25 protein-coding genes are annotated in these 26,692 nt (G+C 73.2%); 8 read left to right on the top strand and 17 right to left on the bottom strand.

The annotated features are described in order from the left end of the window. Complete coding sequence (locus AB5J87_RS31315; protein WP_369381543.1) at positions 1-972, bottom strand: Lrp/AsnC family transcriptional regulator; 972 nt, start codon at positions 970-972, stop codon at positions 1-3. 114 nt (positions 973-1,086) lie between these two features. On the opposite strand from AB5J87_RS31315, the gene AB5J87_RS31310 reads away from it, so the two are divergent. After that, positions 1,087-1,872: an inositol monophosphatase gene (locus tag AB5J87_RS31310; protein ID WP_369381541.1), complete on the top strand. Its 786-nt coding sequence runs from the start codon at positions 1,087-1,089 to the stop codon at positions 1,870-1,872. Positions 1,873-1,919: 47 nt separating this feature from the next. On the opposite strand, the gene AB5J87_RS31305 is transcribed toward AB5J87_RS31310, so the two are convergent. The 7 genes from AB5J87_RS31305 to AB5J87_RS31275 all read right to left on the bottom strand — a co-directional run bounded on the left by AB5J87_RS31305 (position 1,920) and on the right by AB5J87_RS31275 (position 8,096). After that, entirely contained in the window at positions 1,920-3,152 is a 1,233-nt protein-coding gene (locus tag AB5J87_RS31305; RefSeq protein WP_369381538.1) for a cytochrome P450, read from the bottom strand. Further along, complete coding sequence (locus AB5J87_RS31300; RefSeq protein WP_369381535.1) at positions 3,149-4,396, bottom strand: cytochrome P450; 1,248 nt, start codon at positions 4,394-4,396, stop codon at positions 3,149-3,151. Before AB5J87_RS31300 ends, AB5J87_RS31305 begins: the two co-directional genes overlap by 4 nt. Next, a complete protein-coding gene (locus tag AB5J87_RS31295; protein WP_369381532.1) occupies positions 4,393-5,019 on the bottom strand; it encodes an ATP/GTP-binding protein in 627 nt (208 codons plus the stop codon). The genes AB5J87_RS31300 and AB5J87_RS31295 overlap by 4 nt, the downstream gene beginning before the upstream one ends. Next, positions 4,994-5,353, bottom strand: a complete 360-nt coding sequence (locus AB5J87_RS31290; protein WP_369381529.1) for a DUF742 domain-containing protein — start codon at positions 5,351-5,353, stop codon at positions 4,994-4,996. The genes AB5J87_RS31295 and AB5J87_RS31290 overlap by 26 nt, the downstream gene beginning before the upstream one ends. Next, a complete protein-coding gene (locus AB5J87_RS31285; RefSeq protein ID WP_369381527.1) occupies positions 5,350-5,772 on the bottom strand; it encodes a roadblock/LC7 domain-containing protein in 423 nt (140 codons plus the stop codon). The genes AB5J87_RS31290 and AB5J87_RS31285 overlap by 4 nt, the downstream gene beginning before the upstream one ends. Next, positions 5,769-7,154: an ATP-binding protein gene (locus AB5J87_RS31280; RefSeq protein ID WP_369381524.1), complete on the bottom strand. Its 1,386-nt coding sequence runs from the start codon at positions 7,152-7,154 to the stop codon at positions 5,769-5,771. The genes AB5J87_RS31285 and AB5J87_RS31280 overlap by 4 nt, the downstream gene beginning before the upstream one ends. A 156-nt stretch (positions 7,155-7,310) precedes the next feature. Beyond that, positions 7,311-8,096, bottom strand: a complete 786-nt coding sequence (locus AB5J87_RS31275; protein ID WP_369381521.1) for an MgtC/SapB family protein — start codon at positions 8,094-8,096, stop codon at positions 7,311-7,313. 127 nt (positions 8,097-8,223) lie between these two features. Between AB5J87_RS31275 and AB5J87_RS31270 the strand changes: the two genes are divergently transcribed. Then, the gene (locus AB5J87_RS31270) at positions 8,224-8,529 is read left to right on the top strand and encodes a MazG-like family protein (RefSeq protein ID WP_369381519.1); all 306 of its coding nucleotides are present in this window, start codon (positions 8,224-8,226) and stop codon (positions 8,527-8,529) included. A 63-nt stretch (positions 8,530-8,592) separates the two neighbouring features. Here AB5J87_RS31270 and pulA read toward each other — a convergent pair whose 3' ends face one another. From pulA to AB5J87_RS31250, 4 genes are all read right to left on the bottom strand, one after another. Next, on the bottom strand, positions 8,593-13,950 hold the full coding sequence (gene pulA / locus AB5J87_RS31265) for a pullulanase-type alpha-1,6-glucosidase (RefSeq protein WP_369383722.1): 5,358 nt from the start codon (positions 13,948-13,950) through the stop codon (positions 8,593-8,595). 137 nt (positions 13,951-14,087) lie between these two features. Beyond that, a complete protein-coding gene (locus AB5J87_RS31260; RefSeq protein ID WP_369381516.1) occupies positions 14,088-15,812 on the bottom strand; it encodes a carbohydrate-binding module family 20 domain-containing protein in 1,725 nt (574 codons plus the stop codon). A gap of 450 nt (positions 15,813-16,262) precedes the next feature. Further along, positions 16,263-16,907, bottom strand: a complete 645-nt coding sequence (locus AB5J87_RS31255) for an LUD domain-containing protein (protein ID WP_369381514.1) — start codon at positions 16,905-16,907, stop codon at positions 16,263-16,265. 209 nt (positions 16,908-17,116) lie between these two features. After that, a complete protein-coding gene (locus AB5J87_RS31250) occupies positions 17,117-17,533 on the bottom strand; it encodes an SsgA family sporulation/cell division regulator (protein WP_369381511.1) in 417 nt (138 codons plus the stop codon). Positions 17,534-17,790: 257 nt separating this feature from the next. Here AB5J87_RS31250 and AB5J87_RS31245 point away from each other — a divergent pair, with 257 nt between their 5' ends. Beyond that, positions 17,791-19,320, top strand: a complete 1,530-nt coding sequence (locus AB5J87_RS31245) for a carotenoid oxygenase family protein (RefSeq protein ID WP_369381510.1) — start codon at positions 17,791-17,793, stop codon at positions 19,318-19,320. A 37-nt stretch (positions 19,321-19,357) separates the two neighbouring features. On the opposite strand, the gene AB5J87_RS31240 is transcribed toward AB5J87_RS31245, so the two are convergent. Both AB5J87_RS31240 and AB5J87_RS31235 read right to left on the bottom strand, forming a co-directional pair. Beyond that, positions 19,358-19,543: a hypothetical protein gene (locus AB5J87_RS31240; RefSeq protein WP_369381508.1), complete on the bottom strand. Its 186-nt coding sequence runs from the start codon at positions 19,541-19,543 to the stop codon at positions 19,358-19,360. A gap of 165 nt (positions 19,544-19,708) precedes the next feature. Further along, entirely contained in the window at positions 19,709-20,425 is a 717-nt protein-coding gene (locus AB5J87_RS31235; RefSeq protein ID WP_369381505.1) for a class I SAM-dependent methyltransferase, read from the bottom strand. A 74-nt stretch (positions 20,426-20,499) separates the two neighbouring features. On the opposite strand from AB5J87_RS31235, the gene AB5J87_RS31230 reads away from it, so the two are divergent. Then, positions 20,500-20,925: a hypothetical protein gene (locus AB5J87_RS31230; protein WP_369381503.1), complete on the top strand. Its 426-nt coding sequence runs from the start codon at positions 20,500-20,502 to the stop codon at positions 20,923-20,925. A 25-nt stretch (positions 20,926-20,950) separates the two neighbouring features. Here AB5J87_RS31230 and AB5J87_RS31225 read toward each other — a convergent pair whose 3' ends face one another. Beyond that, a complete protein-coding gene (locus AB5J87_RS31225) occupies positions 20,951-21,274 on the bottom strand; it encodes a putative quinol monooxygenase (RefSeq protein ID WP_369381501.1) in 324 nt (107 codons plus the stop codon). A gap of 96 nt (positions 21,275-21,370) precedes the next feature. On the opposite strand from AB5J87_RS31225, the gene AB5J87_RS31220 reads away from it, so the two are divergent. After that, entirely contained in the window at positions 21,371-22,156 is a 786-nt protein-coding gene (locus tag AB5J87_RS31220) for a putative protein N(5)-glutamine methyltransferase (protein WP_369381499.1), read from the top strand. 149 nt (positions 22,157-22,305) lie between these two features. Here the strand turns inward: AB5J87_RS31220 and AB5J87_RS31215 are convergent, their stop codons facing one another. Then, the gene (locus tag AB5J87_RS31215) at positions 22,306-22,977 is read right to left on the bottom strand and encodes a DUF6445 family protein (protein ID WP_369381497.1); all 672 of its coding nucleotides are present in this window, start codon (positions 22,975-22,977) and stop codon (positions 22,306-22,308) included. 188 nt (positions 22,978-23,165) lie between these two features. After that, positions 23,166-23,987 (bottom strand): SAM-dependent methyltransferase, encoded by an 822-nt coding sequence (locus tag AB5J87_RS31210; RefSeq protein ID WP_369381495.1) that lies wholly within the window; start codon positions 23,985-23,987, stop codon positions 23,166-23,168. 222 nt (positions 23,988-24,209) lie between these two features. On the opposite strand from AB5J87_RS31210, the gene AB5J87_RS31205 reads away from it, so the two are divergent. The 3 genes from AB5J87_RS31205 to AB5J87_RS31195 are packed head-to-tail and all read left to right on the top strand — an operon-like array spanning position 24,210 to position 26,633. Further along, entirely contained in the window at positions 24,210-25,037 is an 828-nt protein-coding gene (locus AB5J87_RS31205) for a transporter substrate-binding domain-containing protein (RefSeq protein WP_369381493.1), read from the top strand. Further along, a complete protein-coding gene (locus tag AB5J87_RS31200; RefSeq protein ID WP_369381491.1) occupies positions 25,034-25,834 on the top strand; it encodes an amino acid ABC transporter permease in 801 nt (266 codons plus the stop codon). Before AB5J87_RS31205 ends, AB5J87_RS31200 begins: the two co-directional genes overlap by 4 nt. Positions 25,835-25,841: 7 nt before the next feature. Further along, a complete protein-coding gene (locus AB5J87_RS31195) occupies positions 25,842-26,633 on the top strand; it encodes an amino acid ABC transporter ATP-binding protein (protein WP_369381489.1) in 792 nt (263 codons plus the stop codon). The last annotated feature ends 59 nt before the right edge of the window (positions 26,634-26,692 follow it).

The raw sequence follows: 26,692 nt of genomic DNA, 5'->3' as shown, positions 1-26,692 counted from the left end.
TCAGCCGATCGCCGTCGGCGAACCGGGGCGCTTGACGGCCTGGCCGACGATCACGGTGTCCATCCGGCTCACCCCGAGCCCGCTCAGATCGTCCGAAACGAAGCGGTACAGCGCCGCCAGATCGCGCACCCACACGGCCGCGTGCAGATTGAACTCGCCGGTGGTGGCGAACGCCCCGTGCACCGCCGGGTGGGCGGCCAGCGCCCGTCCCGCCGCGTCCAGCCGGTCCGGCGGCAGCTGGAGCAGCACATTGGCGTCGATGGCCAGCCCCAACCGCCGTGCGTCCACGGCCACTTGGGTCAACAGCAGCCCCTCCTCCCCCAGCCGTGCCAGCCGCCGCCGGACCGTGGACTCCGGCTGCCCGAGCCGCGCGGCCACCGTCGCGGCGGGCACGCGCGCGTCGGCGGCGAGCTCGGCCAGCACCGCGTGGTCCAGCGCGTCGCGGGGCGCGCCGGACGCGGCGGCGGGGGCGAACGGCCGGGTGAGGGCGGCCCGTTCGGCCGGGGTGAGCACGTCGTGGCGCCACTCGTGGGCGAGCCGGAAGGCGTGCAGCACGGTGGACGCCGTGACGGAGGTGACGGCCTGGGTGGCGGGCAGCTGCCGGAACAGCAGCGGGTCGCGGGAGCCCGGCGCGGTCCGGGCTACGGCCGCGATCTCGTCCCCGGACGCCGAGACGTCGATGAACGGCACGTCCTCGCGGGCCGCGAGCGCCGCCGCGATCGTGTCGAGCCTGCCCCGCAGCACCTTGATCCGCAGCAGCAGCGCCCCGAGGGTCTCGGGCACGGCGGGCAGGGCGACGACCCGGACGGCCCCGTCGGCCAGCAGCGCGCGCCAGCGCCGCTGCACGGTGCGCGCGCCGATGCCGAGCACCTCACCGGCCCGCTCGGCCCCGATCCGGCCGTCGCACTGGAGTGCCGCGATCAGCCGCTGATCCTGTGCGTCGAGTACCTCGACCACCGCATTCGTCCCCATGGGAGACATCTTCGCTCATTCGCGGGCCTCGCAGGCATCCGGGCGTCGCGCCGCGCACCAGGATGGCATCACCAGGTCCGGACCGAACGGACCGCCCCCGGAACGGAGTTCCCCATGTCGTACGCAGAGCTGCTCGACCCGATGTCCGCCGCCGTCCACGAGGTGGGCGGGCTGCTGCTGAAGGCTCCGCGCCCGGCCCCGGTCACCTCCGCCGAGGAGGCCCGGTCCGTCTTCGAGGCGCTGGAGGCCCCGCTGCTGGCGGCGCTCCGGCCGCGGCTCGCGGCGCTGCGGCCGGGGGCGGCGTGGGCCGAGGAGATGGGCACCGAGCTGCCCCAAAGCGGCGAGGTGTGGGTGGTGGACGCGGTCGACGGAGCCGTCCAGTTCCTCCAGGGCATGCCCCAGTACTGCGTGAGCGTGGCGCTGGTGCGGGACGGGGAGCCGGTGGCGGCCGTGCTGCACTCGCCCCTGCTCGGCGAGACCTACCGGGCCGCGGCCGGGCACGGGGCCACCCGCGACGGGCAGCCGCTCGCTCCCTCCCCCAAGCGGGACCTGGCGGTGGCGGTCGTGGCGAGCAGCCATCCGCCGTTCGTCGGCGGGCAGCCGGGCGTGGCCGACGCGGCGGGCCGCTCGCTCGCCTCGGTGGCTCCCGCGGTCGCCGCCGTGCGCAACCTGGGCCCCACCTCGTGGCAGATCGCCGACGCGGCGGCCGGACGCCTCGACGCCTTCTGGCAGTTCGGCACGGACGACACCAATCTGCTGCCGGGCGCGCTGGTGGCGCGGGAGGCGGGCGCCCTGGTCACGGACGCCGACGGGCGGCCGTGGCGCGCGGGCGCCGCCTCGTTCCTGGTGGCGCCGCCCGCGCTGCACGCCCGGCTGCTGCCGCTGCTGGCCGCCCGGTGAGCCGGGCGGGGGCGACGCGGTCTGCCCCCGCCCCCGCCCGTGCGCCGTCAGCCGCCGAGGCGGACCGGGATGTCCTGGTAGCCGAAGGCGATGAAGGACGGGACCTGCTCCAGGTCGTCGGCCCGCGCGGCGAGCGCGAGGTCCGGGAAGCGGTCGAAGAGGGCGGGCAGGGCCGTCAGCGCCTCCATCCGGGCCAGCGGGGCGCCGATGCAGCGGTGGACGCCGATGCCGAACGCCAGGTGGTCCTCGGCGGCCCGGCGGGCGTCGAAGTCGCCCGCGTTCTCGCCGTAGTGGGCCGGGTCGTGACCGGCCGCCGCGTAGGTGGTGACGATGGCGTCGCCCGCCGGGATGGTGACCCCGTCGACCGTGATGTCGCTGACCGCGAAGCGCAGCGGCAGGGTGGCGATGGAGGGGTGGACCCGCAGCACCTCGTCGATCACGTTGTCCCAGCCGATCTCGCCCGAGCGGACGGCGGCCAGCTGGTCGGGGTGGCTCAGCAGGTCGACGACCGCGTTGCCGATGAGGTTGACCGTGGTCTCGAAGCCGGCGCCGATGACCAGCAGCAGGGTGTAGACGAGCTCGTCGTTGCTGAGCCGGTCGCCGTCCTCGTCCCGGACCTTGATCAGCTCGGTGGTCATGTCGTCGCCCGGCACCTCGCTCTTGAAGGCGATGAGCGAGGGCAGCACGGTGGCTATCTGCTTCTGGACCGACTCGGCGTGTTCCGGGCTCGGGTCGGAGGTGTCCATGATGGCCGCGATCAGGGCGGCCATGTCCTTCACCAAGTAGCCGGGTACGCCGAAGAGTTCGCAGATCAGCCGCATCGGCAGCGGGTGCGCGTAGGCGGCCTTGAGGTCCACCGGCGCGCCCGTGGCGGCGGTCTCGGCCAGCTCGTCGAGCAGCTCGGCGGTGATCTGCTCGACCCGGGTGCGCATCGCCTCGGTGCGCCGGGCGGTGAAGCTGGGGGCGACCAGCCGGCGCAGCCGGGTGTGGTCGGTCCCGTACGTCGACAGCATGTTGATCACGCCGACCCAGCCGAGGATCCAGCCCCAGTCGGGGTGCTCGCCGAGCTCGGACCACAGCCCCCAGTGCCGGCGCGGGTCCTTGCTGACCCGGGGGTCGAGGATCAGGGACTTGAGGGTGTCGTAACCGGTCGGCGCCCAGGCGGGGATGCCCCCCGGCAGCTCGACGGGCACCACGGGGCCGAGGGCGCGCAGCCGGGCGCTCTCGGCGGGGATGTCGGCGCCGAACGGGTCGAGGGGCACACGCGTGGACGGGGTCATGCTCGATCTCCTGGCTGGTCGGGGGTGCGCGGGGTGAAGCGGACGGGCAGCGCCGTCAGGGAGCGGTGGAACGGTCCGGGGCGCCAGGTCAGCCGCCCGCGCGGGGTGGTCGGGTCGAGGTCGGGCAGCCACTGGGTGAGCCGCTCGATGGCTTCGGTCGCGATCAGCAGGGTGTGCTGCTTGACCGGGCAGCCGTGGTTCCCGGCGGACCACGACAGGTGCGAGGCGTCGTGCGGGTGGTGGCGGCCCGCCGACTGCTCCTCCGCGAAGTGGCCGATCGCGCCGTAGGAGATGACGACGGGCACCGCGGCCTGGATCCACACGCCGTGGAAGCTCAGCGACTCGCGGGCGAAGTGGATGCCGTAGTTGGACAGCGGCGTCTCGTACCGCAGCACCTCGGCGACGGCGTCCGTGACCGGGCGCGAGCCGCTGGTCAGGGTCGAGTAGTAGGCGGGGTTGCCGAGGATCCGCGAGAGGGCGTTGGAGACCAGGTTGGCGGTGGGCTCGTGGCCCGCGCCCAGGGTGAGGAACACCTGCCAGGTGACCTCCTCCGGACTCAGTCCCGCCGGGTGGTCCAAGAGCCGGCTGGTGAGGTCGTCGCCGCGCCGCGCGCTCTTGGCCGCGACGAGTTCGAGGACGTAACGGCCGTACTCGGCCTCGCCGTGCGCGGCCCGGGCGCCGCCCTCCATCATCTGGCCGAGCGCGTCGTTGAGGCGTCCGCTCTCGCTGTCGGGCAGCCCGAAGAGGTTGTTGAAGACCAGCGCCATCAGGGGCCGGGCGAAGTCGGCGACCAGGTCGGCCTGCCCGGCCGGGCCGAACCGGCCGACGAGGATGTCCACCGCCCGGTGCACCCGCTCGCGCAGGTCGTGCGGCTCGACCAGGTCGAAGGCGTCGATCAGGGTGCGGCGGTAGCGCAGGTGCGCGTCGCCGTCGGCGAAGAGCGCGTTGGGCCGCCAGCGCATCATGCCGAGGATCGGCGAGTCCCCGGCGACGGTGGACTCCCACGGCCTGGGGTCGTGCGACCAGGTGGTGGTGTCGTGCAGCAGGTCGAGCGCGGCCCGCCGGTCGGTGACGACGTACGCGGGTACGCCCGGGGCGAGTTCGGCCCAGCCGACCGGGCCCTGGGCCCGCAGCGCCGCGTAGTAGGCGTGCGGGTCGGCGGCGAAGCCGTCCTCCCAGAGCCGGACCGGCGCGGAGAGCGAGAAGGCGGCTGCGGGGGCGGGGTACGCGGGGTGCGGGTTCACCGGTTCTCCGGGCTGCTGTTGCGGGCGATCAGGTGCTGGACGAGCGCGAGCAGCGCGTCGACGGAGGAGTTGGTGTCGCGGGCGTCGCAGACGACCATCGGCGTGCTCGCCTCCAGGTCGAGCGAGCGGCGCAGCTGCTCCTCGGTGTAGGCGCGGGAGTCGGGGAAGGTGTTGAGGGCCACCGCGTAGGGCAGTCCGGTCTCCTCGACCAGGCCGAGGACGTCGAAGGAGTCGTCGATGCGGCGGGTGTCCACCAGGACGAGCGCGCCGAGCGCCCCGTACGCGATGTCCGCCCACAGGGAGCGGAACCGCTCCTGGCCGGGGGTGCCGAAGAGGTAGAGCACCACTCCGCCGCCCAGGCTGATCCGGCCGAAGTCGATGGCGACCGTGGTGGTGGTCTTGTCGCGGACCCCGGCGAGGTCGTCCACGGTGACGGACGCCTCGCTCAGGTGCTCCTCGGTGTGCAGCGGGCGGATCTCGGAGACCGAGTCGATCAGCGTGGTCTTGCCCACCCCGAACGGGCCCGCGACCAGGATCTTCACCAGTTCGCGTGCGGTGTCGGGCAGATGGATCCCGGCGGTGCCGGTCCCGCCGGGGCTACTGCTTGAGGGCGCGGAGGCCATCGGCCACTCTCTTCAACAGGTCGGGTGCGGGCAGTGCGGCGACGGGGACGGGCGGGCGGGCGCTGACCAGCCCCTGGTCGATCAGCTCGGCGGCCAGGACGCGTACGGCCGAGAACGGCAGCTCCAGCAGGGCCGCCGTCTCCACCACTGTCAGCGACCCGCCGTCCAGGACGTCGAGCAGCGCGTGCTGGGCGGCGGGCAGCCCGGCCGGTTCGGGCCCGCCTCCGCCGGTCAGTACGGAGAGCCGCTCCAGGCTGTTGCGGCTGGGGCGGGCGACCCCTCCGGTGGACAGATAGGCGGGGACCAGCGGACGGCCGCCGCGGCGGGCCGTCATGCCTCAGTGGCGCCGTCGGCTCCGCGGGGCGCGGCCGTCATCGCCTTCTCGCCGAGCCGGGCCACCTGGGAGTGGACGCGGTGGGCGAGCAGGTCGAGCCGGACGTCCGGGTCGCCGAACGCGGCCACACAGGTGCCGTGCGCGGTGGGCGCGACCAGGATGTAGCCGTGGTCGGACTCGATGACGACCTGGCGGATCCGGGCGTCCTCCCGGTCGGCGAAGGCCGCGGCGGCCGTGCGGCAGGCGCCCTGCACGGTGCTCATGATGGCGGCGGTGCGCTCGGCGGACGCCTGGGAGAGGGCCTTGGTGTAGCCGGAGACGAGTCCGTCCCGGGTGAGCAGGACGGCGGCCTGGACGTGCGGGATCTCCAGGATCGCGTCGAGCACCCACGCCGTCTCGCCGGTGGTTCCGCTGGTCATCGCGGGTCGTTCCCTTCCATGGGGGCGGCCGAGCGGGCCGCGGCGGTGCCGGACTGCAGTGCGCCGAGCGCGGCGGCCGACTCCTCTGGGCTGCGGGCGGGGGCCGCGGTCGCCTCGGCGGGCAGCGCGGCGCGGGTGCGGCGGCGGCGCTGGGGCAGCGCGTCGCCGTCGGGCGCGGACCCGTGCGGGAGCGCGCCGGTGCCGTACGGGGCCGCCGGATGCGGCGCGGCGGCGGGGAGCGGGCCGGGCGGGGCCGCGGCGTGCTCGGGCGCGGCCGGGCCGTCGGCGGGCCGGGTGGAGCGCGGGGCCGCCGCGGCGGGCGGGCGCGTCTCGGGGTCGATCCGGCTCAGCAGGTGGTTCTTGACCAGCAGCACCGCGCGCACCCCGCCGTACGGCGAGGGCGTGGAGAGGTCCACGGAGAGGTCGAACTGGCGGGTCAGCTGGCCGATGGCGGCCAGGCCCATCCGGGGCGGGTCGCCGAGTTCGGAGAGGAGGATCGGGTCGGTGCCGGCGACCATCCGCTGGGCGTAGGCGCGTTCGTCGGGGTTCATGCCGACCCCGGCGTCGTCGACGGTGACCGAGACCCCGTGGTGGGCGCGGGCGAGGTTCACCACGACCTCGGTGTCGGGGGCGGAGTGGCGCAGCGCGTTGTCGAGGAGCTCGGCCACGATGATCGCGACGGGCTCGACGGCGTGCGAGACGAGGGCGGTGCCCGGCTCCAGGTGGTGGTGGATCCGCACCCGGTGGTAGCCCACCAGCCGGGACTGACCGCCCGTCACCGCGTCGACCAGGTGCGACTCCTCGCGGGCGAGGCCGACCCAGGCGCCGCAGACCACGGCGGTGACCTGGGCGCGCCGCAGCGACTGCTCGTTCTCGTGGTCGAGCGCGAAGAGCGTCTGGGCCAGTTCGGGGTCGTCGTAGCGCTGCTGGAGTCCGCGCAGGTGGTCCTGGAGGCGGTAGAGACCGGCCTGGATCTCGCGGGTGGCGCCGCGCATGCCGGCGCGGGCGGCGGCGTCCACGCGCTTGCGTTCCTGGCCGACCGCGCCGGATACGCCGTCGAGGACCTCGTCCAGGGCCGCGCCGAGTTCGGTGCCCGCCAGGTCCGGGTGGACGGGGCCGGGCACCTGCACGTGCGGATGCGCGGTCCGGGTGGCCTCGGCGGGCAGCCGCCGCTGGGCGAGGTGGACGACCTCGGCCGCGTACGCCCGGGAGACCCGGCCCACTTCGCCGCGCGCGCCCTCGACCTGGGAGCGCAGTTCGGCGATCTCCTCCTCCTGGCGGGCTCCCCGACGACGGGAGCGCAGCAGGCCGCCCGCGAGGACGAGGGCGGACAGGGTCCCGGCCGCCAGGCCCCCGGCGGCCAGGTCCGGTATCTCAATCATCTAATGGACCTTCAGGGGAGATCGGAGGGAGGGCATGCGAACGACCGCCCCGGAAGGCGAACGTGGCCAGTACACACTGTCATTGACCGGTCCCGCACTGTTTTACATGAAGATCCTTTCGAACCTGAACGCGGGAGTCCGAATCTGTCCGAAACGTCAGCTGAAGAAATTACGGACCCAGTAGCGCCGACGGCGGCTCTCACCGCCGTACTCGTCGTCGTCGTTGTCGTCCGGGTGGTGCAGCACCGTCCAGCTCACCGCCGACACCGCGGGCTCCAACGACAGTCTGCTGACCGCCTCTTCGAGCAGGCTGTCGTCACGCCGCTCGGTGGTCAGCTCGGCCGCCACCGTCACATGGCCCGGCGTCTTGGCGTCCTGGCTGTGCACCGAGCGCAGCCGGTAGCCCGGCCGGGTCAGCGCCTGGACGGCCAGAATCCGCACATGGGCCTCCTCGGGCTCGGTGCACACCACCTCGAAGAGGTAGTCGGTGCCGACCTCGACGCCGCCGTGCGGCTCCCGGTCCAGCCGCCGGCCCAGCGGTCGCAGCAGCAGGTTGGCGCCGACCACCCCGGCGGTGCCGAGGGCCGCCACCGCGTACAGCCCGGCCCCCGAGAGCGCCCCGACCGCCGCCGAGCACCACAGCGTGGCGGCCGTGTTGAGCCCGCGCACGCTCAGCCCGTCCCGCATGATCACACCGGCGCCCAGGAAGCCGATGCCGGAGACGATCTGCGCGGCCACCCGTGAACCGTCGTAGCCGCTGGTGCTGGTGGCGTCCACGAAGCCGTAGGTGGAGAGCAGGACGAAGAGCGCGGAACCGGCCGCCACCAGCGCGTTCGTCCGCAGTCCGGCCATCCGGGCCCGCCACTGGCGCTCCAGCCCGATGATCCCGCCATAGCCCAGGCCCGCGCCGATGTTGGCGGCCGTGTGCCACTCGTTGAGCATTGCCTACTCCTCGCCCTCGCTCCGTCCCCCTCCCTATCGGCGGGCCGCGCCCGGCTCGATAGGGTCGGCGGGCAGGAGCGCCCCGCACGGCCGAACCGCGTGCGGGCCCCAGGAGGGACGGAGCGACTTGGACATCCGCACCGCACAGCGGCAGGCGTGGCAGAACAAGCTCGACAAGGGGTTCAACGTCACCGACGTGCCGCTGGAGTTCGGGCTCCTCAACGCCGAGGTGGGCGAGGCGTTCACGGCCTGGCGCAAACGTCTGCCGGACTTCGGCGAGGAGCTCGCCGACGTACTGCTGTACCTGGTGGCGCTCGCCGAGATGAACGGCGTCGACCTCGACGACGAGGTGGCCCGCAAACTGGAGAAGAACCGGCGCCGCGTCTACACCCGCGACGAGCGGGGCGTGCTGCTCCGGGTCTCCGAGGAGTGAGCGGCGCGGTGGAGCGGCGGCGGGCCGGAGCGCGCACGGCGCCCCGGCCCGCCGCCCGCGCGGCTACCGGCGGGTGAAGACCGCGACCGTGCGGGCCGGGACCGTGAACGTGCCCGAGGCGCGCTCGTACGAGGCGGACTTCACCGTCCGGTCGGCGCCGGACGCCTGCACGGGGTGCAGGGCGTACGCCGTGCCCGCCAGCTCCGGGACGCGCTGGGCCGTGCGGGCGGGGGTCGCGTTGAAGACGACCACCAGCCCGCCCAGCCGCATGGTGATGACGCCCGGGGTCTCCCCCGTCCCGGAGAGCGGGAACGCGAGCGCGGACTGCACCTGGTCCGCGGTGGCCAGGCGGAACGCCGGATCCGTGGTGCGGATCCTCAGCAGGTCCTGGTAGGCCCCGGTGGCGGCGGTGATCTCGGGGCAGCCGGGGGCCAGTGCCGGGTCGGCGAGCAGCGGCCGGGCCCAGGCCCACTTGGCCCGGTTGTCGGCGGCCGGCGGCAGCCCGCGCCCGAAGCCGTTGCCGTCCCGGCAGTCCCAGTGGATCGCGTTGAACCAGTCCCCGCTGTCGAACGAGTTGCGGTCCAGGGACTTGGAGCGCAGCAGGTCCGTGCCCGCCTGGGAGAGCGCCGGGCCCTGCGAGAGGGCGGCGGTCGCCAGGGCGAGCACCTGCATCCGGGACCGGTCGGCCGCCGGGGTGGACCGGGGCAGCTTGAACGCGAGGGCGTCGTAGAGCGACTCGTTGTCGTGCGCGTCCGCGTAGGCCAGCGCGTCGCCGGGCGCGGCGGCGTATCCGGCCGGGGCGCCGTTGTAGTCCACGCCGTCGCCCCTGACCCGGTGGCCCGAGGTGTCGGTGAAGGTGTACGCGGCCAGGCTGCCGGAGAGGCCGACCTTGATGAGGTCCTGGTAGTGCAGCAGCCGCGCCCGCTGCTCGGCCGGGGTGCCGTTGGCCGCCGAGGAGTTGGGGTCGGTGTAGAGGCCGGAGGCGAAGCCCTGCACGCCGGGGTCCTCGTCGAAGGGGCCGCCGCCGCGCACCGCGTCGCGGGCCCGGTCCGCGAAGGTGGCGATGCCGGTGCCCGCCATGTTCTTCTGGGTGGCCTGGACGAACCGGGCGTCGTCGGCGACCTCCCCGAAGTTCCAGCCCTCCCCGTACAGGACGACGTTCTTGCCGTCGACGCCGTCCTTGGCGGGCGTCAGCGCGTCGAGCGCCCTGCGGACGGCCAGGATGTTCGCCTTGGGGTGATGGCCCATCAGATCGAACCGGAACCCGTCGACCTTGTACTGCTTGGCCCAGGTCACCACCGAGTCCACCACCAGCTTGCCCATCATCGCGTTCTCGGGCGCGGTGTTGGCGCAGCAGGTGGAGGTGGCCACGGAGCCGTCCGCGAGCAGCCGCTGGTAGTAGCCGGGCACGATCTTGTCGAGGACCGACTTGTCGGCCTGCCCGCTCGCCGCGGTGTGGTTGTAGACGACGTCCATCACCGTGCGCAGCCCGGCGCCGTTCAGCCCCTGGACCATCCGCCGGAACTCGACCGTGCGCCGGGTCCCCTCCGGGTCGCTCGCGTAGGACCCCTCGGGCACGGTGTAGTGCAGCGGGTCGTACCCCCAGTTGTAGGCGTCCTCGGCGGCGCTCCGCGCCACGCACGCCTGCTGCTCCTCGGAGTCCGGTGCGTACACCTTCAGGTCACAGGCCGGGCTCGTGCGGTCGGACGCCTTCTCCGGGACGGTCGCGATGTCGAAGGCGGGCAGCAGGTGCACGTACGAAGTGCCGGACCGGGCCAGCTCCTTGAGGTGCTTCATCCCGTCGGAGCCGGTGTCGGTGAAGGCGAGGTACTGGCCCGGGTGGCGCGAGGTCGGGTCCGCGACCGAGAAGTCGCGGATGTGCAGCTCCTGGATCTGCGCGGCCCGCAGCGGTACGGGCGCGGGTTTGCGCAGCGCCGCCCAGCCGCTCGGGGCGAGCTTCGGATCGGCGAGGTCGACGACGAGGGAGCGCGCGGAGTCGGTGGTGAGCGCGGTGGCGTACGGGTCGGTGACGAGGTTGGTGACCACCTCGCGGACACTGGGCGCCCACACCGTCACGGCGTAGCGGTACGGCTTGCCCGTCCAGCTCGCCGGGCCGCTCACCGACCAGACGCCGGTGGCGTCGTCGCGGCGCATCGCGACCGTGCGCCCGTCCAGTTCCAGGGCGACCCGGCGGGCGGTCGGCGCCCACAGCGAGAGGGTGGGGCGGCCGTGCGCGAAGACCGGGCCGAGCGCGGCCTTCGTCGCGCCCGGGGCGTACAGGTCGTCGAGCACGCCCTGGGTCTGGACGCCGGTGGCGGCGAGCAGCGCGCCGTTCGCGAGCCGCTGGGTGGCGACCAGCTGCCCGGTCAGGGCCGCGCGGACGCGGTCGCGGTCGCGCGGGTCGACGGTGAAGGCCGCGTACTTCGCGAGGTGCGGGAAGCGGGCCTTCTGCGCGGCGCTGAGGCCGCCCGCGACCGGGGTGAGCCGCAGCCAGTGGCCGGTGCCGGTGAGGACGCCGTCCTTGACCGCGAGACCGCCACGCGGTGCGTACACCAGCTGGTAACTGGCGGCGCCGGTGCCGGTGTCCCAGGCGACGGTGGTGCGGTCGATCCACTGCGCCGCGGACTTGCCGAGGTCGAGGTCGGCGGCGGAGCCGGAGCCCGCGGGCAGCAGGTACCTCTCCACGCCGTCGAGCAGCCACGCCTCGTGGGAGTGGGTGGCGAAGTCCAGGGAGCGGTCGGCGCCGAACTCCTTGGTGTCGCCCTTGTGGACGAGGTAGCTCAGGCTGGTCGCCCCGTCCTTGAGGGGCACCTCGAAGACCGCGCCGAAGGCGTCGGTGCGCACCGGCTTCAGCGGGGCGGACCAGTCGGTGGGCGCGGCGGCGCCCGTCCAGGTGTGGAGGCCCCAGCCGGTGTAGTCGCCGTCGGCGCGCCGGTAGTGGATGACGGCCCTGGTGGTGTCCTGCGGCGGGTACGCCCCGGTCGGCGGTGTGGTGAGGACCGCGTCCTTGCCCTGCTCCACCCAGACCTCCCCGGTCCGGCCGACGTCGATGGCGCGGTCCGCGGCGACGTCCTTGGTGCCGTTCTTGTCGATCACCAGGAATCCGACGCCGGAGGCGCCCGGCTTCAGCTTGACGTACGCGAACGCGCCGTAGGCGTCCCGGCCCACGAAGTCGTGGCCCGCGGGCCAGGTGGTGGACTCGCCGTCCGCGAGGTCGCCCCACGCGTACAGCCGCCAGTCGGCGTAGTCGCCCGCGGGGCGCTTGTAGTGGACCACGGCGTAGTCGCGCCGGGCGGCGGTGGGCGCGGGCTCGACGGGCGGGGCGCCGCTGGTGGAGGCGGCGGTGGCGCTCGCGGTGCGTCCGGCCGAGTCGATCACGACGGCCTTGTAGCGCAGGGGTGTTCCGGCGGCCAGGCCGGCGGGCAGGTGCTGGACGACCTTGTACGGGGGGTGGTCGGCGGAGCCGAGGACCTGCCACTTGGCGGTGCCGGTCCGGGCGGCGAAGACCACCCGGTCGAGCCGGCCGCCGTCCACGTCGGCCGCGATCTCGACGTCACCGGCCGCACCGGCCGCCGGGGCCTTCAGGGTCAGCGAGGGCCGGACGGCGGGGGCGGCCGGCGGCCCGGCCGCCTTGTAGACGACTGCGGAGAGGGCGGGCACCCGTACGGTGACGCGCCGGTCGGCGCCGCTGGTGAGCGTGTCGGAGGCGCCGTGGATCCCCGTGAACGCGGTGGCGGCGGAGTCGGTGGCGAACCCGGCGCTCTTCTCCTCGGTCGCGTTGTTCACCGCGACGACGTACTCGGTGCCGGTCTTCGTGTCCGTGCGCGAGAAGGCGTAGATCCCCCGGCCCTGCGCCGCGTACCGCTCGGTCTGCACTCCGTCGGCGAGCGCCGGGTTCTGGCGGCGCAGCGCGGAGAGAGCGGCGATCTCCTTGTAGAGGGGGTGCTCCGGATCGAAAGCACTGCTCGCGTGGGTGCGGGTGGTGCCGATCTGCCGGTCGTCCAGATAGTCGGCGACCTTCGAGGGGAACATGGTCTGGCGCGCGTCCTTGTCGCCGCCCGACCCGGTGAAGCCCTGCTCGTCGCCGTAGTAGACGACGGGGTTGCCCCGGCCGAGGAACATCAGCTGGTGGGCCAGTTTGTCGCGGCGCAGCAGTTCGGCGGCGTCGGCGTGCGGGTTGTCCTGGACCAGGAAGCTTCCGATGCGGCCCATGTCGTGGTTGCCGAGGAAGGTGACCTGCTCGTAGGCGTTGGCCTTGTCGGTGGTGTAGCGGTAGTCCTGGCCGAGCGCGGCGGACAGGTCGCCCGCCGAGCCGCCCTGCGAGACGTAGGAGCGCATCGCCTGCTGGAGCGGGAAGTCGAGGGTCGCGTCGAGTCTGCCCCGGGTGACGTACGGGGCGGTCACCGACGGGTCGGCGGAGTACACCTCGCCGTAGAGGAAGAAGTCCGGGCGCCCCCGCTTGGCGGCGTAGGCGTCCAGGGCGGTCGCCCACTGGGTCCAGAAGTCCATGTCGACGTGTTTGACGGTGTCGACGCGGAAGCCGTCCACGTCGAAGTCCTCCACCCACTTCTCGTAGATCTTCTCCATGCCCCGCACGACCTCGGGCCGTTCGGTCCACAGGTCGTCGAGGCCGGAGAAGTCGCCGTACTCGGCGCTCTCCCCGGCGAAGGTGGAGTCGCCCCGGTTGTGGTACATCGTCGGGTCGTTGAGCCAGGCCGGGACCTTGGTGTCCTTCTCGGCGGCGGGCACGGTCGGCGCGTACGGGAAGGAGCCGGGGCCGACGGCCGGGAAGCCCTTGCCGCCCGCCGCGTAGGCGCTGTCGTCGAACGGCACGCCGTCCCGGGTGAGATAGGGGAACGCGCCCTTGGAGAGGTACTGGCCGCTCCCCCGCTCGCGCCCGATGACATCGGCCGTGTGGTTGGTGATGACGTCGAAGAAGACCTTCATCCCCTTGGCGTGGGCCTTGTCGATCAGCCGGGCCAGCTCCGCGTTGGTGCCGAAGTGCGGGTCGACCTGGGTGAAGTCGGTGATCCAGTAGCCGTGGTACCCGGCGCTCTGGTCGGCGCCCGTGCCCTGCACCGGCTTGTTCTTGAAGATCGGCCCCAGCCAGATCGCGGTGCTGCCGAGCCCCTTGATGTAGTCCAGCTTCCGGGTCAGCCCCTTGAGGTCGCCGCCCTGGTAGAAGCCCTTGTCGGTCGGGTCGTAGCCGGTGACCGAGCGGTCGCCGGTGAGCCCGCCCCGGTTGTTGGCCGGGTCGCCGTCCGCGAACCGGTCCGGGAGGACGAAGTAGGGCTGTTCCCGGGTGAGTTCGTGCCGGGCGGGCTCGGCGGCGAGCCGGGCGTCGGACGGCGGGGCCGGGGGCGTGGCCACCGCCGGGCCCGCGGCGGGCGCGGCGGGCGCGGCCGACGCCAGGAGCGCCAGGGCGACGGCGGCGGTGACGGCGGAGCGGCGCGGGGAGCCGATCACGGACGTACTCCTTCGAAGGGGTTCCACGGTCGTACGGGCGGGGGCGCGGGGCGGGCGGCGGCCGGGTCTCGCCGGGGCGCCGCCCGCCGGGGTCAGTCGCGCCAGGTGTCGCTGAGCGCGACCTTGCCGTCGGCGGGCACGGTGGCGGTCCGGTTGGCACCGCTCTCCCAGGTCACCGCCCCTCCGGCGTCCTTGCGCAGGTACTTGTAGGCGAAGGCGGTACCGGCGGGCAGCGGCACGTCCAGGCTCCACACCGGGTAGGCGGCCGGGTCGAGCTTGAGCGCGGCGCCGGTGTTCCAGCCGCCGAGGGCGCCCTGGTCGCCGACGACGTAGATGTTCTGGCCGGGCACGGTGGTCGCGCCGACGTGGAAGGAGGCACCGGTGGCGGTGGTGCCGGTGCCGCAGGTGCGGGCGCCGGTGTGCAGCGCGAGGGCGGTGTCGGGGGCGAGGGTCGCGGTGAACCGGCCCGAGCCGTCGACCGTGACACCCCGGCCGCTCTGCACGTCGCAGTAGCCGCCCGCGGGCAGCGAGGTCTGGAAGGTGCGGGTCAGCGGGGCGCTCGCGTGGTTGATCGCCACATACGCCCTGGCGCCCCGGCCGAAGGCGATGGCGTTGGCCCCGTCGTCCCACCAGTCGCCGACGGGCGCACTGCCGGCGGTGTTGCGCCACTTCACCATGGCGGCGATCTGCGGCCAGGCGTGCTGGCACTCCCACCCGTCGGTGTAACAGGCGTTGACCTGGCCGTTGTTGGGCGGACCCGCGTCCTTGTCGGTGAAGGCGTAGCCGGAGTGGACGTCCGGTGAGCCGTAGGGCCAGGCCAGCATGAAGACATGGGCCAGGGTGTACTTGGCACCGTCGTTGTAGGTGAGGGTGGGGCCGCCGCGCTCGGTGTCGTGGTTGGTGACGAACACCGACGCCTTCCCGGCGGGCAGATATCCCCAGCCCTCGCCGAAGTTCTTCAGATACGCGAGCTTCTCGCCGGTGAACACCCGCTTGAGGTCCCAGGCGTAGCGGAACTCCTGCGCGTCGCCGGTGCCCAGGTACTCGGTGGGCTGCACGGCCTCGCCGGCGCCGTAGATCGTCTCCTGCTTCCAGTAGGCGTTCGGATCGGTGAGCCGCGCCTTGATGGCGGCGAGGTCGTCGGCGGGGATGTGCTTGGCCGCGTCGACGCGGAAGCCGTCGACGCCGAGCGACAGCAGGTCGTTGAGGTATCCGGCGATCGTCTTGCGGACGTACTCCTCGCCGGTGTCCAGGTCGGCCAGCCGCACCAGTTCGCAGTGCTGGACGTTCCAGCGGTCCTGGTAGTCGGTGACCTCGGAGCGGCAGTCGTCCATGTCGGCCGAGGAGTAGGTGCCGGGGTAGTCGTACTTGGTGTAGGACGATCCGGCCGAGCCGGTGCCGGAGCCGTTCGTCATGTGGTTGATCACCGAGTCGGCGACCACCTTGACGCCCGCCGCGTGGCAGGTCTCCACCATGGACCGGAACGCCGCCCGGTCGCCGAGCCGGCTGCCGATCCGGTAGCTCACCGGCTGGTACCCGGTCCACCAGGGGGAGCCCTGGATGCGCTCCTGGGGCGGCGAGACCTGGACGTAGCCGTAGCCGTCCGGGCCGAGTTCGTCGGTGCACGCCTTGGCGACCGAGGCGAAGTTCCACTCGAAGAGGACGGCGGTGACGTCCTTGGCGCCGGGTGCGGCGGCCCGCGCCTGCGGGGCTCCGAGGACGAGGGTGCCCGCCGCTCCCACCGCCAGGGCCGCCGCCGCGGCGAGCGGTCGGCGCCGTCGGCGCGTACGGGGGATGCTGCCGGCTCGACCGTCCATGGGGGACCTCCGTGCGGGGATGCGGGGGCGGAGCGGCCTCCGGGCGGTGCGGCCGACCTACCGGAATGGCTCTGAATGTTCTTGCTGAAACAACCGGAAACGTGTTGCGGTCGAGACCGTAAAGCGCCCGCGCCCGCTGGTCAACCCTTTGGACACACCCCCGATACGCGGCGGAAATCTCGCCGTTTTCTCACCGCAAGATCTTTCGCAAGTGATTGCGAGGTGTTACGTTCAGGACGCCTCCGGCCCAGCGGCCGGACCGGTCACGCACCGGGAGGACCCGGCGCCCAGTCATGACCCCGCCGCCCCTGACCTGGGGGCGGGGCGCCGGGTTCCCCTGCCGCGGCCGGCCCGGCGCCCGCCCCGCAACGGCGAAAGCCGCCGCACCCCAGGGGGTACGGCGGCTGGAAACCGGCCCGCGGACTCGGCGCCCGCGGGGGTTCTGACGGCTCAGAAGCCGATGGCCTCGCGGACCAGCACCACGGTGCTGCGGTGCGGGATCGTCTCACGGCCGTGGATCAGGACCTTGGCTATGACGCTGCGGCGGCCGTACGCGTGCTGGGCCCGGACGTCCTCCTTGGGCAGCGAGTACGTCTCGATGCGGCGCAGCGCGGTGTCCAGGTCCGCCACCACCTTCTGCCCGCCGACCACCCAGAACGCCTGGGCCGCGCCGAACGCGTAGGCGGGGAGCTGGCTGCCGCTCGCCGACGCCGTGACCAGCTTGCCGTCCTCGGTGACCGCGTGCACGCTGCCGACCACGACGTCCGGCGCGGAGCGGGTGGCGCGGACCTCGTCGCCCCGCGCGCGCAGGTCCCAGTCCGCCTGCTCGGCGCGGACGCTGCGGAACCGGCCCGACTCGTCGATGTCCTCCTGGAGGCCCGACAGGCGCAGGGTCTCGCTGGTCGAAGCGAGGATCGCCTTCCCGGCGGGCAGGGCCTCGGTGACGACCTTGCGGGCCTCGGCGGCGGTGTCGACGACGTGCACGGCGAAACCGTTGGCGCGCAGGGCCTCGGCGGCCCGGTCGATGCTCTCGGCGCTCGCCGCTACCGCGAACGCCTCGTCGGCGGGCAGCACGGTGATGGTCTTCTCGCTCATGGTGGTTCATGCCCTTCGCAAAATGGTCCGGTGCAGCAAACTAGCGCCAGGACCGGCGTCCGGACGGAGCGCCGCCGGATCGTTCAACTGCGGCATCCGGAGGGCCACATGGGCTCGGCCGTGCGAGGAGCCGGCGCGCCGCCGCACTCCCGGGGCCGCACCCCCCGCCCCGCCGCGGACGGGGGGTGCGGGCGCGCCCTACTCCGGGCTCACCGGGTCTCGCCCAGCAGCTCGGCGAGGGCCCCGTCCATGTCGAGGTCCTGGTTCTCCGCCTCGGCGGAGACCGCCGCGTAGGTGAGGAAGAGGAACCGCCGCAGGGCCGAGGTGCCGAATTCGAGGAGCGCCAGACCGTCCGGCGAGCGCAGCTCGACCATGGTCCGGGCGGCCCCGAGCGGCCAGACGTGCACATCGCCGGCGCCGGCCGGGGCGCGCAGCCCCTCGTCGAGGAGATTGCGGGCGAACACCCAGGTCACACCCTCGTCGTGCAGGGAGACCTCGGGCGGGAAGGTCATCGTGACCGCCAGCGGGTCGCGCCCGCTGTAGCCGAGGGCCACCGGGATGGCGACGCCGTGCGGCGCGTCGGTGACGAGGCGGGCCAGAACGGATTCTTCGACGGTGGTGGACATCGACTCGCTCCTTGCTGCCACTCCCGATCTGTGACCGGCATCACACCATCTCAATAGTCACACATTCAACACCTTGGCTGAGATTTCGTGCGAAAGACCCGAATGGGCCGGGCGGCGCGGGGCGCGGGGCCGCGCCCGGAACAGGGGGCCTGGCACCACCCCCGTCGGGTGTCCAGCCCTCCTGACCGGCGCCGGGCCCCCGGAGCAGGATCGTCCACGACAGATCGGCACGGACGACCGGACCAGGGGGCCCACGGATGAACGCTCACTCACGGAGGAACGTACTGCGCGGCGCGGCGGGCGCCGCCGCCGCGGGGTGGCTGGCAGCGCGGGGCGGCGGCACGGCGACGGCGGCGGCACGCGGGGCCGCGGGGACGACGACCGCGACGAACCCGCCCGCCTCCCGGTTCCCCTTCCTCCAGGGGCCGTTCGCCCCCGCCACCGAGGAGCTGACCGCCTTCGACCTGCCGGTCACCGGGCGCATCCCCCGCTCCCTGAACGGCCGTTACCTGCGCACCGGCCCCAATGTGCTCGGCCTGGAGGACCCCCGGGCGCACCACTGGATGCTGGGCGAGGGCATGGTGCACGGGGTGCGGCTGCGCGACGGGCGGGCCGAGTGGTACCGCAACCGGTGGGTGAGGTCGGCCGCCGTGAGCCGCAAGCTCGGCGAGTCCCACCCCGGGCCGGTCCCCGAGGACGACTTCGCCTGCAACACCCACGTCGTCCCGTACAAGGGCCGCATCCTGGCGCTCCAGGAGAGCGGGCCGCGGCCGTACGAACTCGACGGCGAGCTCAACACCCTGCGCCCGTACGACTTCCGCGGCACGCTCGACGGCGCGTTCACCGCGCACACCAAGTACGACGCCCGGGCCGACGAGCTGCACGCGATCACCTACTACCCCACCTGGGACCACGTCCGGCACCTGGTGGTCGACCGCACCGGGCGGGTGGCCCGGACGACCCGCGTCCCGGTCGCGGACGCGCCGATGATGCACGACTTCGCGCTCACCGAGCGCCATGTGGTCGTCTTCGACATCCCGGTCACCTTCGACCCGGCCGCCGCCGAGGCAGGTGCGCCCGTGCCGTACGTGTGGAACGACCGGCATCCGGCACGGGTGGGGGTGCTGCCCCGGGCGGGCGGGAGCGTGCGCTGGTTCGAGGTGGACCCGGTCTTCTACTCGCACACCCTCAACGCCTATGACGAGGGCGACTCGGTGGTCGTCGACCTCACCACCTTCCCGGCGCCGTTCTTCGTCGCGGGCAAGGGGTCCGACGGGCCCACCGCGCTCGGCACCGCCTCCCTGGACCGCTGGACGATCGACCTGGCCCGCGGCCGGGTGCGCACCCGGCGCCTGGACGACCGGCCGCAGGAGTTCCCGCGCCTCAACGAGTCGCTGGTGACCCGGCGCCACCGCTACGGCTACACGGCGTCCACCGCCGCGATGTCCACCGCGTACCTGACGGCCGACGGCGTGCCGCCGGACCGCTCCTTCGGCAACGCCCTGCTCAAGCACGACCTCCTGCGGGGCACCACGCAGGCGCACCGGCTGCCGCGCGGCGCGGCCGTCGGCGAGGCGGTGTTCGTGCCCGCCCACGGCCCGGACCCGGCGCCGGGGGCCGCCGAGGACGACGGCTACACCCTGGCGTACGTGCACGATCCGGAGCGCGGGGCGGCCGATCTGCTGATCCTGGCGGCGCAGGACTTCACCGGCAGGCCGCTGGCCCGCATCCATCTGCCGGGCCGGGTCCCGCTCGGGTTCCACGGCAGCTGGGTGCCGGACGCGTGAGCGGCGGGGGCCGGGCCCCGGGCAACGGCCCGGCGGCTCAGCCCAGCTGCCCGAGCATGCCCATCACGGAGTTGACCGCGCTGTGCAGCGAGGGCGCGGCGGCGGTGTCGGCGAAGTAGAAGCCGAAGCCCGCGCAGATCAGCGCGTGCGAGATCTTGGTCCCGCCCTTGCGGCAGAGGAAGAAGGCGCCCAGCGAGAGGGCGAGCATCAGGGGAAAGTGCACGGAGGGCACGGTGTTCACCTCGTGACCCCGAGTCTGTCGAGCACCGGCCCGCCGCACGGACGGCGGCGGGCCGGTGGAAAGCACCTCCGCCACCGTACGGCCGGTCGTCACCCCTCGCCAACCGTACGGTCACCAGCCGTCATCGTCGCAGCTGAGGGCCCCGGATCAGACGGCGGTGGCGACCACCAGACGGCAGCGGGGGCTGCCGTCCGGCCGCCGGCCGAGCTCGTCCAACGCGTACAGCTCCACCCGGAACCCGGCGTCGGCGAGCTCCCGCACCACGTCCGTGAGCGCGAAGTCCCGGTAGTACATGACGAATCGGGGCCGCCACACCGCGTTGCGCACCCGCATCGCGGTGTCGAAGGCGAGCAGGCTCCAGTAGCCGGACGAGCCGGGGCGGGCGGGCGCCGCGATCGGGAAGGCGAACCGGCCGCCGGGCGCCAGCACCGAGCGGACCTGCGCGAACAGGCCCGGCCGCTCCCCCGGCAGGAAGTGCCCGAAGGCGCCGAAGCTCACCGCGAGGTCGAAGGCGGCCGGGGCGAACGGCAGGGCGCGGGCATCGGCCCGGACCCAGTCGGCGGCGCCGGGCGCGCGGGCGCGGCCCACCGTGAGCATGCCCGTGCTGAAGTCCACGCCGGTGATCCGCTCCCGGCACACGGCCCGCAGCACCGGCAGGCCCGCCCCGGTCCCGCAGCACAGGTCCAGGCCCCGGCCGAACGGGCCGAGCGCGCCGAGGACCCGGGCCACGGCGCCCAGCACCGGCTCGGGCGTGCGGTACGGGGTGTGGTCGAACTTCGGCGCCAGCAGGTCGTAGCCGTGCTCGACCGAAGACAGCGCCTGGACGGCTAGTTCACGGAGCGTAGGGCCCTGGGAAGCGGACATCGGCCTCAGCATATAGCCTCGGAAAAGCCACCAATCGGCCGGAAGGGGAGCCGCCGAGACGGGAGAAATCCATCGTGAATTCCACTCCGACCCGCCGCTGTGCCCGGATGGCCGCGGCCGGTCTCCTCTCCGTCGCCCTGCTCGCGGGCGGCTCCAGCGCCTTCGCGTCCGCGGCGGCTCCCAGCCCGAAGCCGTCGCCGAGCGGCAGCAAGTCCGCCTCCGCGACGGCGGGTTCGCTCACCATCAAGGCGAGCGAGACCCAGGCGAAGGTGGGCGACAAGGTCACCTTCACCGGCCGGTCCAAGGGGCTGTCCATCGGCAGCAAGGTCGTGCTCCAGCACAAGAAGGGGAGCAAGTGGACGACCCTGCACGCCGACACCACCGTCAAGCAGGGCAGCAGCTACTCGCTCGACTACAAGGTGAACACCAAGGGCAAGGAGGAGCTGCGGGTGATGAGCGGCAAGACCGTCTCCCCGACGGTGACCGTCACCGTGAAGTGACGGCCACCGCACGGCGCGCGCGGACTCAGCCGATCCGCAGCTCGCCCATGGCGCTCCAGCCCGTCGCACCCTCGATCGTCGTGCTCACGATGTCGGGGGTGCGGCGCAGCAGCGGGCGCATCGTCTCCATGGCGGCCCGGAAGTGGTCGGAGTCGACGTGCGCCGAAGCGGCGTCGTCCTGGAACGCCTCGACGAGGACGTAGGTGTTCGGGTCCTCCAGGCTGCGCGACCAGTCGAACCAGAGGTTGCCCGGCTCCGCGCGGGTCGCTTCGGTGAATTCGGCGACGTGCTGCGGCCACTCTTCGGCGTGCTCGGGCTTTACGGGGAACTTGACGACGATAAAGATCATTGCGTCATTCTATGCACGGTTTATTCACTCGGCCCTCCGGCCCGCCCGGCGGTAGGGTGGCCGCGCCCCCGATCCGAACCGGCCCTGAAACCGCAGGTGAGACCTATTACCACCCCTCCCCCGGACGCCGTGGTCGACCGGCTGCGCGCGGCCGGATGCGTCTTCGCCGAGGACGAGGCCCGGCTGCTGGCCGAGACCGCCCGCACCCCGGCCGAGCTGACGGCGATGGTGCTGCGCCGGGTGGCCGGGCTGCCGCTGGAACACGTGCTGGGCTGGGCGGAGTTCTGCGGGGTCAGGGTGGCGGTGGACCCGGGCGTCTTCGTGCCGAGGCGCCGCACCGAGTTCCTGGTCGAGCAGGCCGCCGCGCTGGCCGGGGCGGGCGCGGTGGTGGTCGACCTGTGCTGCGGCTCGGGGGCGCTGGGCGCGGCGCTGGCGGCCGGGCTCGCCGCGGCCGAGCTGCACGCGGCGGACATCGACCCGGCCGCCGTCGAGTGCGCCCGGCGCAACGTGGGCGCCGCCGGGGGGCGCGTCCACCGCGGCGATCTCTTCGAGGCGCTGCCGGGCGGGCTGCGCGGGCGCGTCGACATCCTGCTCGCCAACGTCCCGTACGTGCCGACCGGGGAGATCGCGCTGCTGCCGTCGGAGGCGCGCGAGCACGAGGCCCGGGTGGCGCTCGACGGCGGGGCCGACGGCCTCGACGTACTGCGCCGGGTGAGCGCCGAGGCGGCCCGCTGGCTGGCGCCGGGCGGGCATCTGCTCTTCGAGACGAGCGAGCGGCAGGTGCCGGCGGCGCTGGCCGCGGTGCGCGGCGGCGGTCTCGTGGCGCGCGTGGCGACCTGCGAGGAGCGGTACGCCACGGTCGTGGTCGCGACCAGGCCGTAGCGGCCCGCCGTCACCTGCGGGTCCGCCCGGCGGCGCCCGGCACGCGCGCTCGGCGCACCGGGCGGAGGCCCGCGCACTCCCCGGACGACGACGGGGCGGTCCCCCTCCACTGGGGGCCGCCCCACACCGTCACGCCGTCGGTCCGCGCGTCACGCCATCCAGAAGAAGACCGCCGTCATCCGGCTGTCCTCCAGGGTGGTGCCCGCGTAGCCGGTGGCGCTGTGGATCATGTTGGCGTTGTAGAGCAGCAGCCGGTTGTAGCGGTGGGCGACGCGGACGTCCTCGGTGAAGGAGTCCCCCGGTACGAACCGGGTGCCGAGCGCCTCGACCAGGTTGTTGTGCGGCGCCGCCACCAGGTTGCCGCCGAGCACCCCGCCGGGCAGGCTCTGCCGGTAGAAGCTGGTGCCGCAGTCCTTGGGCACCGCCGGGTTGAGGTAGAGCACCGCCGCGTAGCGGCACAGCGCCCGGGAGTCGGTGTGCGGGCGCGGCTCGCACTCGTCCTTGCCCACGACCTGGACGCAGTTGTGGTTGAGGGTGGCGCCGCCGGGCGCCTGCTGGAGCCACAGTTCGCGCGCGCCGGTCGCCTTGCGCACATGCCGCTCCACCCGGCCGAGCTCGGCGGGCTCCAGACCCGGCATGGTGCGCAGCCCCGGCCAGGTCTCGGGCTTGCGGGGATACCCCTCGACCCAGTCGTCCCGGCCCAGGCAGCGGGCGCGCACCGCGTCGGGATCGGGCAACACGTCGTCGATGACCCAGTAGTCCCGGCCGAGCGTGGGTTTGCGGTACGGGAGGACCGGGAGTACGGAGGGTTTGGGGGGCATGCGGCCGAACCTACGTCCGCAACCCGCCGTCGCCGTCCGTATGTTGGTCAACCTTGTTCCAAGGTGCGGTGAAGCGACGCTCGGTGCGAATTCGCGCATTGCGGGGACATCCCGGCGGGAGTGCCCCCGCAATGGCAAAGCCAGACCCATGTATGTACCAGGAAGTGCCGGGGCGGTCCCGGCCCCGGTCAGCCCTTGCGGCCGACGCCGCCGAACATGGCCACCTCGTCGGGCAGGCCGCCGTCCTCGGGCCGCCACCGCGAGCACGAGACCACACCGGGCTCCAGCAGTTCCAGGCCGTCGAAGAAGCGGGCGGTCTGCTCGGGGGTGCGCTGGGTGAGCTTGGGCGTGCCGTGCTCGTTCCAGAACGCCACCGCCTCGTCGACGTCCGGCATGTCCGGGTGCGTCACGGTGTGCGAGAGCACCAGGAAGCTGCCGGGGGCCAGCGCGTCCATCAGATCCCGGACCAGGCCGTACGCCTGCTCGTCGTCCCCGATGAAGATCACCACGCCGAGCAGCATCAGCGCGACCGGCCGGCTCAAGTCGAGCGTCTTGGAGGCGTGTTCCAGGATGCTCGCCGCGTCCCGCAGATCCGCGTCCAGATAGTCGGTCCGGCCCTCGGGGGTGCTGGTCAGCAGGGCGCGGGCGTGCGCCAGCACCAGCGGGTCGTTGTCCACGTAGACGATCCGGGACTCGGGGGCGATCCGCTGGGCCACCTCGTGGGTGTTGTCGGCGGTCGGCAGCCCGGTGCCGATGTCGAGGAACTGGCGGATGCCGCGGTCGGCGACCAGGTGGCGCACGGCGCGGCCCAGGAAGAGGCGGTCGGCGCGGGCGTAGTCGCCGATGCCCGGGTGCAGGCCGCGGATCTGGTCGCCCACCTCGCGGTCGACCTCGTAGTTGTCCTTGCCGCCGAGCCAGTAGTTCCAGATCCGGGCGGTGTGCGGCTGGGAGGTGTTGATTCTGCTCCGAACGTGCTCGGGAGCGTCGAGGTGCGCCGGGTTCTCAGTCACGGGATGTGTCTCCTGGGGCCTGGTGAACTGTCAATGATCAGCCTAGATGGCCAAGTTGGACCGTGTCGCCGGGCCCTGTCGGCCCGTGACCCGGCACCGGGTGTACGGATGACCCCACCGGCGCGCCTGCCGCGTTCCACGGCGAAGTCACCCCCAGTCTCATACGATCATGGCTGAACGGTTCCGCTCCTCAGCCACCCCCGTATTTCATGGAGGTCAACCGTGACCAGGACGGCCCACCGTATCCGCAATCTCGCCACCGCGGCAGCCACTGCGGGGCTGCTGCTCGCCTCCGCCGCCTGCTCGTCCAGCGGCGGCGGCTCCGGGGAGGCCGCGGGGGGTGTGCCGGTGGTCAAGAAGGGCAAGCTGACCACCTGCACCCATCTGCCCTATCCACCGTTCCAGTCGGAGCGCGACGGCAAGGTCGTCGGGTTCGACGTCTCGCTCGTCGACCTCGTCGCCAAGAACCTCAAGGTGGAGCAGAAGATCCTCGACACCCCGTTCGAGAACTTCAAGACCGGCGCCTTCCTCAACTCCGGCCAGTGCGACCTGGCCGCCGCCGGCATGACCATCACCGACGAGCGCAAGAAGAACGTCGACTTCTCCGTCCCCTACTTCGACGCCACCCAGGCGCTCCTCGCCACCAAGAAGAGCGGCGTCACCTCGCTCGCCGACCTCAAGGCCAAGGGCAAGAAGCTCGGCGCCCAGGCCGAGACCACCGGCGAGAGCTACGCCCGCGGCAAGGGCTTCAACCCGGTCGCCTTCGAGAGCTCGGACGCGGTGCTCAACGGGCTGCGCACCGGCCAGGTCGACGCCGTGGTGATCGACTACCCCGTCGTCCAGGGCTGGCTCAAGGACAAGGCCAACGCCGACCAGTTCGCCGTGGTGGACAACATCTCCACCGGTGAGCAGTACGGCTTCTCGGTCAAGAAGGGCAACACCAAGCTGCTCGACGCCATCAACAAGGCGATCACGGACGCCAAGGCCGACGGCACGTACAAGAAGATCTACGAGCAGTGGATCGGACCGCTGCCCAAGGTCCAGTCGTGACCTCGCGCCTGACCAGGCGCCAGCGGCGGCGGATCTCGCAGGGGGTCCAGTACGCCGTCTTCGTCGGGGTGCTGGTCACCGTCGGTCTGCTGGCCGACTGGGGGCGGCTGCAGAACCAGTTCGCCCAGACCGACCTGATCAGCCGGCTCTTCCCGGACATCATCACCATCGCCCTGCGCAACACCGTGGTGTACACGCTCTCCGGCTTCGCCTTCGGCCTGGTGCTCGGTCTGGTGGTCGCGCTGATGCGGCTGTCGTCCGTGGCGCCCTACCGGTGGGTCGCGAGCATCTACATCGAGCTGTTCCGGGGCCTGCCCGCGCTGCTGATCTTCATCTTCGTGGGCGTCGCGGTCCCGCTGGCGTTCCCCGGCACGGAGATCCCCGGCGGTACGTACGGGAAGGTCGCGCTCGGGCTCGGGCTGGTCGCCGCGGCCTACATGGCCGAGACGATCCGGGCGGGCATCCAGGCCGTGCCCAGGGGGCAGATGGAGGCGGCCCGCTCGCTGGGGTTCTCGCACGCGCGGGCCATGGTGTCGGTGATCATCCCGCAGGCGTTCCGGATCGTGATCCCGCCGCTCACCAACGAGCTGGTGCTGCTCTTCAAGGACTCCTCGCTGGTGCTGTTCCTCGGGGTGACCCTGGAGGAGCGCGAGCTCACCAAGTACGGCCGGGACCTGGCCAGCGAGAGCGCCAACTCCACCCCGATCCTGGTCGCCGGGCTGTGCTACCTGATAGTGACCGTTCCCCTGAGCTTCGTGGTGCGCCGCCTGGAGGCCCGCGCCGACAGGGCGAGGTGAGGACCCGATGCCACAGAACGAGATCGAGATCCGCGGGCTGCGCAAGTCGTTCGGGGACAACGAGGTGCTGCGCGGCATCGACCTCGACGTCGCCCGGGGCGAGGTGGTCTGCGTCATCGGCCCCTCGGGGTCGGGCAAGTCGACGCTGCTGCGGTGCGTGAACCTGCTGGAGGAGCCGAGCGCGGGCCAGGTGTTCGTGGGCGGCACCGAGGTCACCGACCTGGACGTCGACATCGACGCGGTGCGCCGCCGCATCGGCATGGTCTTCCAGCAGTTCAACCTGTTCCCGCACATCACGGTCACCGAGAACCTGATCCTGCCCCAGCGCCGGGTGCTGCGCCGGGACAGGGCGGGAGCGGCGGCCGTGGCCCGGGAGAACCTGGACCGGGTGGGGCTCGCCGAGAAGGCCGACGCCTACCCCTCCCAGCTCTCGGGCGGCCAGCAGCAGCGCGTCGCCATCGCGCGGGCGCTGGCGATGGGCCCGGAGGTGATGCTCTTCGACGAGCCGACCTCGGCGCTCGACCCCGAGCTGGTGGGGGACGTCCTCGCGGTGATGCGGGTGCTCGCGGGCGAGGGCATGACGATGATGGTGGTCACCCACGAGATGAGCTTCGCCCGGGAGGTCGCCGACCGGGTGGTGTTCATGGACGGCGGCGTCATCGTCGAGCAGGGCCCGGCCGCGCAGGTGGTCGGCGCCCCGCGCGAGGAGCGGACCAGGAACTTCCTCAACCGGATCCTGGACCCGGCCGCGGAGGCCCGGCCCACCTCCGGGCTCCCGCCCGAGGACCGGCCGGGCTGAGGGACCGTCCTCGCACCCCCGCCGCCGCGCCCGGAGGGCGGATGCGGCGGCGGCCGGTG

The organism is Streptomyces sp. cg36, assembly GCF_041080675.1.
In the GTDB taxonomy this organism is placed as follows: domain Bacteria; phylum Actinomycetota; class Actinomycetes; order Streptomycetales; family Streptomycetaceae; genus Streptomyces.
This window is presented reverse-complemented; position numbering and strand designations above follow the sequence as displayed.

What these genes read in the sequence shown, in the direction of transcription:
- AB5J87_RS31315 (WP_369381543.1), bottom strand. Translation starts at nt 972, where the DNA reads ATGGGGACGAATGCGGTGGTCGAGGTACTCGACGCACAGGATCAGCGG.
- AB5J87_RS31310 (WP_369381541.1), top strand. Translation starts at nt 1,087, where the DNA reads ATGTCGTACGCAGAGCTGCTCGACCCGATGTCCGCCGCCGTCCACGAG.
- AB5J87_RS31305 (WP_369381538.1), bottom strand. Translation starts at nt 3,152, where the DNA reads ATGACCCCGTCCACGCGTGTGCCCCTCGACCCGTTCGGCGCCGACATC.
- AB5J87_RS31295 (WP_369381532.1), bottom strand. Translation starts at nt 5,019, where the DNA reads ATGGCCTCCGCGCCCTCAAGCAGTAGCCCCGGCGGGACCGGCACCGCC.
- AB5J87_RS31290 (WP_369381529.1), bottom strand. Translation starts at nt 5,353, where the DNA reads ATGACGGCCCGCCGCGGCGGCCGTCCGCTGGTCCCCGCCTATCTGTCC.
- AB5J87_RS31285 (WP_369381527.1), bottom strand. Translation starts at nt 5,772, where the DNA reads ATGACCAGCGGAACCACCGGCGAGACGGCGTGGGTGCTCGACGCGATC.
- AB5J87_RS31280 (WP_369381524.1), bottom strand. Translation starts at nt 7,154, where the DNA reads ATGATTGAGATACCGGACCTGGCCGCCGGGGGCCTGGCGGCCGGGACC.
- AB5J87_RS31275 (WP_369381521.1), bottom strand. Translation starts at nt 8,096, where the DNA reads ATGCTCAACGAGTGGCACACGGCCGCCAACATCGGCGCGGGCCTGGGC.
- AB5J87_RS31260 (WP_369381516.1), bottom strand. Translation starts at nt 15,812, where the DNA reads ATGGACGGTCGAGCCGGCAGCATCCCCCGTACGCGCCGACGGCGCCGA.
- AB5J87_RS31255 (WP_369381514.1), bottom strand. Translation starts at nt 16,907, where the DNA reads ATGAGCGAGAAGACCATCACCGTGCTGCCCGCCGACGAGGCGTTCGCG.
- AB5J87_RS31250 (WP_369381511.1), bottom strand. Translation starts at nt 17,533, where the DNA reads ATGTCCACCACCGTCGAAGAATCCGTTCTGGCCCGCCTCGTCACCGAC.
- AB5J87_RS31245 (WP_369381510.1), top strand. Translation starts at nt 17,791, where the DNA reads ATGAACGCTCACTCACGGAGGAACGTACTGCGCGGCGCGGCGGGCGCC.
- AB5J87_RS31235 (WP_369381505.1), bottom strand. Translation starts at nt 20,425, where the DNA reads ATGTCCGCTTCCCAGGGCCCTACGCTCCGTGAACTAGCCGTCCAGGCG.
- AB5J87_RS31225 (WP_369381501.1), bottom strand. Translation starts at nt 21,274, where the DNA reads ATGATCTTTATCGTCGTCAAGTTCCCCGTAAAGCCCGAGCACGCCGAA.
- AB5J87_RS31215 (WP_369381497.1), bottom strand. Translation starts at nt 22,977, where the DNA reads ATGCCCCCCAAACCCTCCGTACTCCCGGTCCTCCCGTACCGCAAACCC.
- AB5J87_RS31195 (WP_369381489.1), top strand. Translation starts at nt 25,842, where the DNA reads ATGCCACAGAACGAGATCGAGATCCGCGGGCTGCGCAAGTCGTTCGGG.